18 protein-coding genes are annotated in these 9,142 nt (G+C 64.9%); all 18 read right to left on the reverse strand.

Translation table 11 applies throughout. The features are described 5' to 3' along the window. Positions 1-138: 138 nt before the first annotated feature. The 18 genes from rpmJ to rplP all read right to left on the reverse strand — a co-directional run bounded on the left by rpmJ (position 139) and on the right by rplP (position 9,140). Entirely contained in the window at positions 139-252 is a 114-nt protein-coding gene (gene rpmJ / locus AMK16_RS11545) for a 50S ribosomal protein L36 (RefSeq protein WP_003956441.1), read from the reverse strand. Between the two features lie 73 nt (positions 253-325). Further along, positions 326-547 (reverse strand): translation initiation factor IF-1, encoded by a 222-nt coding sequence (infA, locus tag AMK16_RS11550; RefSeq protein WP_003956442.1) that lies wholly within the window; start codon positions 545-547, stop codon positions 326-328. 165 nt (positions 548-712) lie between these two features. Next, positions 713-1,570, reverse strand: a complete 858-nt coding sequence (map, locus tag AMK16_RS11555; RefSeq protein WP_073912871.1) for a type I methionyl aminopeptidase — start codon at positions 1,568-1,570, stop codon at positions 713-715. Positions 1,571-1,665: 95 nt separating this feature from the next. Beyond that, on the reverse strand, positions 1,666-2,313 hold the full coding sequence (locus tag AMK16_RS11560) for an adenylate kinase (RefSeq protein WP_073912874.1): 648 nt from the start codon (positions 2,311-2,313) through the stop codon (positions 1,666-1,668). Beyond that, positions 2,313-3,626 carry a preprotein translocase subunit SecY gene (secY, locus tag AMK16_RS11565; RefSeq protein ID WP_073912877.1) on the reverse strand — a complete coding sequence of 438 codons (1,314 nt, stop codon included), beginning with the start codon at positions 3,624-3,626 and terminating at the stop codon, positions 2,313-2,315. Before secY ends, AMK16_RS11560 begins: the two co-directional genes overlap by 1 nt. Positions 3,627-3,813: 187 nt before the next feature. Beyond that, a complete protein-coding gene (gene rplO, locus AMK16_RS11570) occupies positions 3,814-4,269 on the reverse strand; it encodes a 50S ribosomal protein L15 (protein WP_069921525.1) in 456 nt (151 codons plus the stop codon). A gap of 2 nt (positions 4,270-4,271) precedes the next feature. Beyond that, positions 4,272-4,454, reverse strand: coding sequence for a 50S ribosomal protein L30 (rpmD, locus tag AMK16_RS11575; RefSeq protein ID WP_053682614.1), 183 nt, complete (start codon positions 4,452-4,454; stop codon positions 4,272-4,274). After that, positions 4,454-5,056, reverse strand: a complete 603-nt coding sequence (rpsE, locus tag AMK16_RS11580; protein WP_073912880.1) for a 30S ribosomal protein S5 — start codon at positions 5,054-5,056, stop codon at positions 4,454-4,456. Before rpsE ends, rpmD begins: the two co-directional genes overlap by 1 nt. A 45-nt stretch (positions 5,057-5,101) precedes the next feature. Further along, positions 5,102-5,485, reverse strand: a complete 384-nt coding sequence (gene rplR, locus AMK16_RS11585) for a 50S ribosomal protein L18 (protein ID WP_030008471.1) — start codon at positions 5,483-5,485, stop codon at positions 5,102-5,104. 2 nt (positions 5,486-5,487) lie between these two features. Next, positions 5,488-6,027, reverse strand: a complete 540-nt coding sequence (gene rplF / locus AMK16_RS11590) for a 50S ribosomal protein L6 (protein ID WP_073912883.1) — start codon at positions 6,025-6,027, stop codon at positions 5,488-5,490. 20 nt (positions 6,028-6,047) lie between these two features. Continuing rightward, a complete protein-coding gene (gene rpsH, locus AMK16_RS11595; protein ID WP_007265911.1) occupies positions 6,048-6,446 on the reverse strand; it encodes a 30S ribosomal protein S8 in 399 nt (132 codons plus the stop codon). Between the two features lie 223 nt (positions 6,447-6,669). Then, positions 6,670-6,855, reverse strand: a complete 186-nt coding sequence (locus AMK16_RS11605; RefSeq protein WP_003956452.1) for a type Z 30S ribosomal protein S14 — start codon at positions 6,853-6,855, stop codon at positions 6,670-6,672. Between the two features lie 5 nt (positions 6,856-6,860). Next, complete coding sequence (gene rplE / locus AMK16_RS11610) at positions 6,861-7,412, reverse strand: 50S ribosomal protein L5 (RefSeq protein ID WP_030298216.1); 552 nt, start codon at positions 7,410-7,412, stop codon at positions 6,861-6,863. After that, complete coding sequence (gene rplX / locus AMK16_RS11615) at positions 7,412-7,735, reverse strand: 50S ribosomal protein L24 (protein ID WP_073912889.1); 324 nt, start codon at positions 7,733-7,735, stop codon at positions 7,412-7,414. The genes rplE and rplX overlap by 1 nt, the downstream gene beginning before the upstream one ends. Positions 7,736-7,737: 2 nt before the next feature. After that, a complete protein-coding gene (gene rplN / locus AMK16_RS11620) occupies positions 7,738-8,106 on the reverse strand; it encodes a 50S ribosomal protein L14 (protein WP_008739701.1) in 369 nt (122 codons plus the stop codon). A 106-nt stretch (positions 8,107-8,212) separates the two neighbouring features. After that, positions 8,213-8,497 carry a 30S ribosomal protein S17 gene (gene rpsQ, locus AMK16_RS11625; RefSeq protein ID WP_030773830.1) on the reverse strand — a complete coding sequence of 95 codons (285 nt, stop codon included), beginning with the start codon at positions 8,495-8,497 and terminating at the stop codon, positions 8,213-8,215. Further along, positions 8,497-8,721 carry a 50S ribosomal protein L29 gene (gene rpmC, locus AMK16_RS11630; protein ID WP_073912892.1) on the reverse strand — a complete coding sequence of 75 codons (225 nt, stop codon included), beginning with the start codon at positions 8,719-8,721 and terminating at the stop codon, positions 8,497-8,499. Before rpmC ends, rpsQ begins: the two co-directional genes overlap by 1 nt. Further along, positions 8,721-9,140 carry a 50S ribosomal protein L16 gene (rplP, locus tag AMK16_RS11635; protein WP_030026326.1) on the reverse strand — a complete coding sequence of 140 codons (420 nt, stop codon included), beginning with the start codon at positions 9,138-9,140 and terminating at the stop codon, positions 8,721-8,723. Before rplP ends, rpmC begins: the two co-directional genes overlap by 1 nt. Positions 9,141-9,142 lie beyond the last annotated feature (2 nt).

The following is a 9,142-nucleotide window of genomic DNA, read 5'->3' on the forward strand; positions in this document are numbered from 1 at the left end:
TGATGGATGGTGGTACGCCCGGGTCCCCGGCCCCCGCCGGAGGTACCGCCGGCCCCGTGCAGGGCTGGGCGGGTTCTGCGTATGTACGTTTTCTTACGTCGCGCGAAGAACTGCGGAAGGCAGGTCGGTCGGCGTGCGTCAGCCCTGGCGCTGCTTGTGGCGCAGGTTGTCGCAGATGACCATGACCCGACCGTGACGGCGGATCACCTTGCACTTGTCGCAGATCTTCTTGACGCTCGGCTTGACCTTCATGTTGGTGAGGTTCTCCGGGTCAGTGCCACCACCCGCACCGGGACGGACGCCCAGGCAGGAGTGAGGACAAGATCTACTTGTATCGGTAGACGATCCGGCCACGCGTCAGGTCGTACGGAGACAGCTCCACGACGACCCGGTCATCGGGAAGGATGCGGATGTAGTGCATGCGCATCTTGCCACTGATGTGCGCGAGGACTTTGTGACCGTTCTGGAGTTCCACCTTGAACATGGCGTTCGGGAGGGACTCGATCACGGTGCCCTCGATTTCGATGGCACCTTGCTTCTTGGCCACGCTTCGCCTTTCGAATCGGCTACCTTGATCGGCTCCGTGCGCCATGCGGGCATGGATGTGCACGACAGCCGACGAGTCAGTCTACGTCAGGGCATCCGGAAAGACGAATCCGGAAAGTTTGCCCCAGAGTCTAGATCATTAACCAGAGGGGTCTCCCGCGGGCCGCTAGGCCCCCGCGAGAGGATCCGGAGCCGTGGTGACCCCGTACTCCGCCAGCTTCGCCTTGCCGCAGTCCGGGCTGGTCAGGACGATGGGACCGGCCTCGGTCAGTGCGACGGAGTGCTCCCAGTGCGAGGACCAGGTGCCGTCCGTCGTGATGACCGTCCAGTCGTCGGCCAGGACCTCCGTCTGGGCGGTGCCCAGCGAGACCATGGGCTCGATGGCCAGGCAGACGCCCGGGGCCAGCTTGATCCCCTTGCCCCGCTTGCGCGAGACGTAGTTCAGCAGGTGGGGGTCCATGTGCATCTCGGACCCGATGCCGTGGCCGCCGTAGTCCTCGATGATCCCGAACTTGCCGAGGCTGTGCTCACCGGTGGCCGGCCGCGGCTGGCGCCTGATGTAGGTCTCGATCGCCTTCGAGATGTCGACCAGGCGGTTGCCGAGCTTCATGGCGGCGATGCCGGCCCACATCGACTCCTCGGTCACCCGGGAGAGCTCGACGAGCTCAGGGGCGTGCCCGGTGCCCACGAAGGCGGTGTAGGCCGCGTCCCCGTGCCAGCCGTCCACGATCGCACCGGCGTCGATCGAGATGATGTCGCCGTCCTTCAGGACCGTCTTGTCGTCCGGGATGCCGTGGACGACGACCTCGTTCACCGAGGTGCAGATGGTCGCGGGGAAACCGCCGTAGCCCAGGAAGTTCGACTTCGCGCCGGCGTCCGCGATCACCTTGCGCGCCACCATGTCCAGATCCCGCGTCGTGGCGCCCGGCACGGCCGCCTCACGGGTCGCCGCGTGGATGGCGGCGACGACCAGCCCTGCCTCGCGCATCTTCGCGATCTGCTCGGGGGTCTTGATCTGGACCATGGGGAACAGCCTTCCAGCTTCGGAGCGGGTTTTTTCAACAGTACGGCCGCGATGCCCTGGGGACACCGCGGCCGTACCTGCACAGCAAAGGGTGACTACTTCCGCAGCGCTTCCATCGCGCGCTTCGTCACGTCCGCGACCTCACCGAGGGCGGGGATCGTCACGAGCAGGCCCTGGGCCTTGTAGTAGTCGATGATCGGCTCGGTCTGCGTGTGGTAGACCTCCAGCCGGTTGCGCACCGTGTCCTCGGAGTCGTCGCCGCGCTGGTACAGCTCGCCGCCGCAGGCATCGCAGACGCCCTCGGCCTTCGCCGGGGCGTACGTGACGTGGAAGACGTGCGCCGAGTCGTTACGGCAGATCCGGCGTCCGGCGATGCGCTTGACGACCTCGTCCTCCTCGACCTCCAGGTCGAGGACCGCGTCGAGCTTCATGGTCGCGGCCCGGAGCATCTCGTCGAGGGCCACGGCCTGCGACACGTTGCGCGGGAATCCGTCGAGCAGGAAGCCGTTCGCGGCGTCGGGCTGCTCCATGCGGTCCCTGGCCATGGCGATGGTGACGGCGTCGGGAACCAGGTCGCCGGCGTCCATGTACGCCTTCGCCTGCTTGCCGAGCTCGGTGCCCTGGCTGATGTTGGCCCGGAACAGGTCGCCCGTGGAGATGTGCGGGATCGACAGGTTCTTGGCAAGGAACGCGGCCTGCGTACCCTTGCCCGCACCGGGCGGTCCGACGAGGACGATTCGCATCAGCGGAGGAACCCTTCGTAATTACGCTGCTGGAGCTGGCTCTCGATCTGCTTCACGGTTTCCAGACCCACACCCACGATGATCAGGATGCTCGTCCCGCCGAACGGGAAGTTCTGGTTCGCTCCGAAGCCGGCCAACGCCATCGTCGGCACAAGAGCGATCAGACCCAGGTACAGCGACCCCGGCCAGGTGATGCGGTTGAGTACATAGCTCAGGTACTCGGCGGTAGGTCGACCGGCGCGGATACCCGGGATGAACCCACCATACTTCTTCATGTTGTCTGCAACTTCCTCGGGGTTGAACGAGATCGCCACGTAGAAGAACGCGAAGAAGACGATCAGGAGGAAGTACGTCGCGATGTAGTACGGGTGGTCGCCCTTGACGAAGTGCTTCTGGATCCAGGTGGCCCAGCCGGCGGTCGAACCGCTGAACTGGACGATCAGCGCCGGGATGTAGAGCAGCGACGAGGCGAAGATGACGGGGATGACGCCCGCCTGGTTCACCTTGAGCGGGATGTAGGTGGAGGTCCCGCCGTAGGCACGGCGGCCGATCATGCGCTTCGCGTACTGGACCGGGATCCGGCGCTGCGCCTGTTCGACGAAGACCACCAGGGCCACCATCACCAGGCCGACCAGGATGACCACGCCGAACTCGACCCAGCCGTCCGCGATCTTGCCCTGGAGCTTGATGGCCCAGAGGGCGCCGATGAAGCCGGCGGCGATCGAGATGAACATGAGGATCGACATGCCGTTGCCGATGCCGCGGTCGGTGATGAGCTCACCGAGCCACATGACGACACAGGTGCCGGCGGTCATCGTGATGACCATGACGATCGTGGTGAAGATCGACCGGTCCGGAACGATCTCGCGGCCGACCGGGCAGCTCCCGAACAGGGCGCCCGTACGGGCGGTGGCGACGAGGCCGGTTCCCTGGAGGATCGCGAGGGCGACCGTCAAATAGCGCGTGTACTGAGTGATCCTCGCCGTGCCGGACTGTCCCTCTTTTTTGAGGTTCTCCAGCTTCGGGATGACCACGGTCAGCAGCTGCAGGATGATGCTCGCGGTGATGTACGGCATGATGCCGAGCGCAAAGATCGTGATCTGCAGCAGCGCACCGCCGCTGAACATGTTGACGAGGCCGAACAGTCCGTTGCTGTTGCCTGCCTGGTCGACACAGATCTGAACGTTCTTGTAGCTCACGCCGGGTACCGGGATATGGGACCCGAGCCGATACAGCACGATGATGCCGAGCGTGAAGAGCAGCTTCTTGCGCAGGTCGGGCGTCTTGAACGCCCGGGCGAACGCGGTGAGCACGGTGCCTCCTGCGACCCCCGCGCTACTGCGTCAGAGGTGACGGTCTGAGGGATCGACGAATACGTACAAGCAAAGGTGCAGGCCACCTTACCGGCGACTGCGCCCCCCGTGGAACGACCAACCGGGGATGCCCCATATGTGAGGCATCCCCGGTCGGGTTTCGAGCTATTCAGCCACTGGATTCGTCTTAGACGAGCTCAGTGACAGTGCCGCCCGCGGCAGCGATCTTCTCCTTGGCGGAGCCGGAGACGGCGTCAACCGAAACCTGCAGCGCCACGGAGATCTCGCCCTGGCCCAGGACCTTGACGAGGCTGTTCTTGCGAACCGCGCCCTTGGCGACCAGGTCGGCCACCGTGACCTCTCCACCCTCGGGGTAGAGAGCGCCGAGCTTGTCCAGGTTCACGACCTGGTACTCGGTGCGGAACGGGTTCTTGAAGCCCTTGAGCTTCGGGAGACGCATGTGGAGGGGCATCTGCCCGCCCTCGAAGCGCTCCGGGATCTGGTAACGGGCCTTCTGGCCCTTCGTACCACGACCGGCCGTCTTACCCTTCGACGCCTCACCACGACCGACACGGGTCTTCGCGGTCTTGGCGCCGGGGGCGGGACGGAGGTTGTGGGCCTTCAGCGGGCTGTTCTCAGCCATGATTAGTCAACCTCCTCAACCGTCACGAGGTGGCGGACGGTCTGCACCATTCCGCGGAACTCGGGGCGGTCCTCCTTGACGACCACGTCGTTCAGGCGCTTGAGCCCGAGCGAACGCAGAGTGTCACGGTGGTTCTGCTTGCTGCCGATGTACGACTTCGTCTGCGTGATCTTGAGGCGAGCCATTACGCACCCGCCCCGGCACGTGCACGAAGCAGGGCCGCGGGAGCGACGTCCTCGAGGGGCAGACCACGGCGAGCCGCGATCTCCTCGGGACGCTGCAGGCCCTTGAGGGCCGCCACGGTCGCGTGCACGATGTTGATCGCGTTGGACGAGCCGAGCGACTTCGACAGGATGTCGTGAACGCCGGCGCACTCCAGAACGGCGCGCACCGGGCCACCGGCGATAACACCGGTACCGGGAGAAGCCGGCTTCAGGAGCACGACGCCCGCGGCACGCTCGCCCGTGATCGGGTGAGGGATGGTGCCCTGGATGCGCGGAACCTTGAAGAAGCTCTTCTTGGCCTCCTCGACACCCTTGGCGATGGCCGCGGGAACTTCCTTGGCCTTGCCGTAACCGACACCTACAGTGCCGTCACCGTCGCCCACCACGACCAGCGCGGTGAAGCTGAAGCGGCGACCACCCTTGACAACCTTGGCGACGCGGTTGATCGCGACAACGCGCTCAACGTAAGCGGTCTTCTCGGCGGCAGGGCCACCGTCGCGACCCTTCCGGTCCCGCCGCTCGCCGCCACCGGCACCGCTTCCGCGGCGCTGGGGTCCAGCCATTGGATTACCTCTCTCTGTTACGTCCGTGAGTCCCGGAACCGGGGCTTAGAACTTCAGCCCGGCTTCGCGGGCGGCGTCAGCCAGAGCGGCAATGCGCCCGGCGTATCGGTTGCCACCGCGGTCGAACACGACGGTCTCGACACCCGCGGCCTTGGCACGCTCGGCGACGAGCGCGCCGACAGCCTGGGCCTGCGAGCTCTTGTCGCCTTCGCCACCGCGGATCGAAGCGTCCAGGGTCGACGCCGACGCCAGGGTGTGACCCTGGAGGTCGTCGATGACCTGAGCAACGATGTTGCGGTTGGAACGCGTCACGACGAGGCGCGGACGCTCCGCCGTACCCGAGACGTTCTTGCGGATGCGGATGTGGCGGCGAGCCTTGGCAGCGCGCTTGTACGCGTCGCCCTTGGCGATCTTCACACCGTATGCCATGGCTACTTACCAGCCTTTCCGACCTTGCGGCGGATGACTTCGCCGGCGTACTTGACACCCTTGGCCTTGTACGGGTCGGGCTTCCGCAGCTTGCGGATGTTGGCGGCGACCTCGCCGACCTTCTGCTTGTCGATGCCCTCGACCGAGAACTTGGTCGGCGACTCGACCTTGAAGGAGATGCCCTCGGGCGCCTCCACCAGGATCGGGTGGCTGTAGCCGAGCTGGAACTCCAGGTTGGAGCCCTTCGCGGCCACGCGGTAACCGACACCGCTGATCTCGAGAGCCTTGACGTACCCCGTGGTCACACCGGTGATCATGTTCGCCACCAGCGTGCGGGACAGGCCGTGCAGGGCCTTGTTCTGACGCTCGTCGTTCGGGCGGGTGACGTTCAGAACGCCGTCCTCGTCCTTGACGATTGCGATGGGCGCCTTAACGGTGTGCGCGAGGGAACCCTTGGGGCCCTTCACAGCAACCGTCTGGCCATCGATGGTGACGTCCACACCGGCGGGAACCTGGATGGGGAGCTTGCCGATTCGCGACATTGCTTTTCCTCCGTTCCCGACTACCAGACGTAGGCGAGGACTTCCCCACCTACGCCCTTCTTGCCTGCCTGCTGGCCGGTGAGGAGACCGTGGGACGTGGAGATGATCGCCACGCCCAGGCCGCCGAGCACCTTCGGCAGGTTGGTGGACTTCGCGTACACGCGCAGACCGGGCTTCGAGATCCGCTTGATGCCCGCAATGGAGCGCTCGCGGTTCGGCCCGAACTTCAGCTCGAGGACGAGGTTCTTGCCGACCTCGGCATCCTCGACCTTCCAGCCGGTGATGAAACCCTCCTGCTTGAGGATCTCTGCGATGTGCGACTTGATCTTGCTGTGCGGCATCACGACGGTGTCGTGGTACGCCGAGTTAGCGTTACGCAGACGCGTGAGCATGTCTGCGATCGGGTCAGTCATGGTCATGAAGTGGCCTTCGGCCTCTCTCGCCGGGGTTTCCTGTATGCGCCATCCCTCTCCCCACTCAGTGGCGGGACGGGTGCGGTGCGGGGACCTACGGCGTAGTAAGTCGTTATGGGCGGCGGACGCCCAACCACACAAGCCTAAGGCATGCGCGGCCGGGCACCCACCGTCCAGATGCTTACCGAGAGTGCCTGGTACTCCCCAAGTCCTTGCGGACGAGGGTGATTTACCAGGAGCTCTTGGTCACGCCCGGCAGCTCGCCACGGTGAGCCATCTCACGAAGGCACACGCGGCACAGGCCGAACTTGCGGTACACGGAGTGGGGGCGACCGCAGCGCTGGCAGCGGGTGTACGCACGCACACCGAACTTGGGCTTGCGGGCAGCCTTCGCGATGAGAGCCTTCTTCGCCATCTCGCTTACGCCTCCTTGAAGGGGAAGCCGAGGTGACGAAGGAGGGCACGGCCCTCGTCGTCGTTGGTCGCCGTGGTGACCACGGTGATGTCCATACCCCGGGTACGGTCGATCTTGTCCTGGTCGATCTCGTGGAACATGACCTGCTCCGTGAGACCGAAGGTGTAGTTGCCACGGCCGTCGAACTGCTTCGGCGACAGACCACGGAAGTCACGGATACGCGGCAGCGCGAGCGACAGCGTACGGTCCAGGAACTCCCACATGCGGTCACCACGGAGGGTGACGTGGCAGCCGATCGGCTGACCCTCGCGCAGCTTGAACTGCGCGATGGACTTGCGGGCCTTCGTGACGGCCGGCTTCTGACCGGTGATCGTCGTCAGGTCGCGGATGGCGCCGTCGATCAGCTTGGAGTCGCGGGCGGCGTCGCCCACACCCATGTTGACCACGATCTTCACGAGACCGGGGATCTGCATGACGTTCTCGTAGGAGAACTCCTCACGCAGCTTGCCGGCGATGTCCTCGCGGTACTTCGTCTTGAGACGCGGAGTGGTAGCCATCAGATGTCCTCACCCGTCCGCTTGGCAACGCGGATCTTGTTGCCCTCGTCGTCGAAGCGGAAACCGACGCGGGTAACGACCTTCTGGCCGTCCTTCTCCACGACCAGCTGAACGTTGCTGACGTGGATCGGCGCCTCGGTGATCACGATGCCACCGGTCTGCGAGCCACCAGCGGTCTGGCCGGCCTTGGTGTGCTTCTTGACCCGGTTGACACCCTCGACGAGGACGCGGTTCTCAGCGGGGAAGGCGACGATGACCTTGCCCTGCTTGCCCTTGTCCTTACCGGTGATGACCTGAACCAGGTCGCCCTTCTTGATCTTCATGCTTACAGCACCTCCGGCGCGAGCGAGATGATCTTCATGAACTTCTTCTCGCGCAGCTCACGGCCCACCGGGCCGAAGATACGGGTGCCGCGAGGGTCGCCGTCGTTCTTCAGAATGACGGCGGCGTTCTCGTCAAAGCGGATGTACGAGCCGTCCTGGCGGCGACGCTCCTTGACGGTGCGAACGATGACCGCCTTGACGACGTCACCCTTCTTCACGTTGCCACCGGGGATCGCGTCCTTGACGGTGGCGACGATGACGTCACCGATGCCCGCGTAGCGGCGACCGGAACCACCGAGAACACGGATGCAAAGGATTTCCTTCGCACCAGTGTTGTCGGCGATACGCAGTCGCGACTCCTGCTGGATCACGTGTATCTCCTGATTGTCTGCCGGTTCCCGGCGGGGGCTGTACTCCGGAGAGCGTCAGCCCCCACCGAGCCTGGCGGAACGAACCTGAGGGAAACCCCTCAGGTGCTTACTTGGCCTTCTCGAGGATCTCGACGATGCGCCAGCGCTTGCTCGCCGACAGCGGACGCGTCTCCATGATGAGGACGCGGTCGCCGACGCCGGCAGCGTTCTGCTCGTCGTGCGCCTTGAGCTTGTTCGTACGGCGGATGACCTTGCCGTACAGGGCGTGCTTGACGCGGTCCTCGACGGCGACGACGACGGTCTTGTCCATCTTGTCGCTGACGACCAGACCCTCACGGGTCTTGCGGAAACCGCGCTCGGTCTTGTTCTCAGTCACGTTGTTCTCGCTCATCAGGCGCTCTCCACCGTCTCGATACCGAGCTCACGCTCGTGCATCAGGGTGTAGATGCGAGCGATGTCCTTGCGGACGGACCTGAGCCGGCCGTTGTTCTCCAGCTGACCCGTGGCCGCCTGGAAGCGGAGCTTGAACAGCTCCTCCTTGGCCTCGCGCAGCTTGCCAACGAGCTCCTCGTTGCCGAGCTCGCGCAGCTCGGACGCCTTGGTTCCCGTCGCCATCACGACTCACCTGCCTCGCGCCGAACAATCCGGCACTTCATCGGAAGCTTGTGAGCAGCGCGGGTGAGCGCCTCACGAGCAATCTTCTCGTTCGGGTAGGACAGCTCGAACATGACCCGGCCCGGGTGCACGTTCGCGATCCACCACTCGGGAGAACCCTTACCGGAACCCATGCGGGTCTCGGCGGGCTTCTTCGTCAGCGGACGGTCCGGGTAGATGTTGATCCAGACCTTGCCGCCACGCTTGATGTGGCGGGTCATCGCGATACGAGCCGCCTCGATCTGGCGGTTCGTCACGTAGGCGGGGGTGAGCGCCTGGATGCCGTACTCGCCGAACGAGACCTCAGTACCGCCCTTGGCCATACCGCGGCGCTTGGGGTGGTGCTGCTTGCGGTGCTTGACCCTACGAGGGATCAGCATGT

Source organism: Streptomyces sp. CB00455 (assembly GCF_001905445.1).
GTDB lineage: Bacteria > Actinomycetota > Actinomycetes > Streptomycetales > Streptomycetaceae > Streptomyces.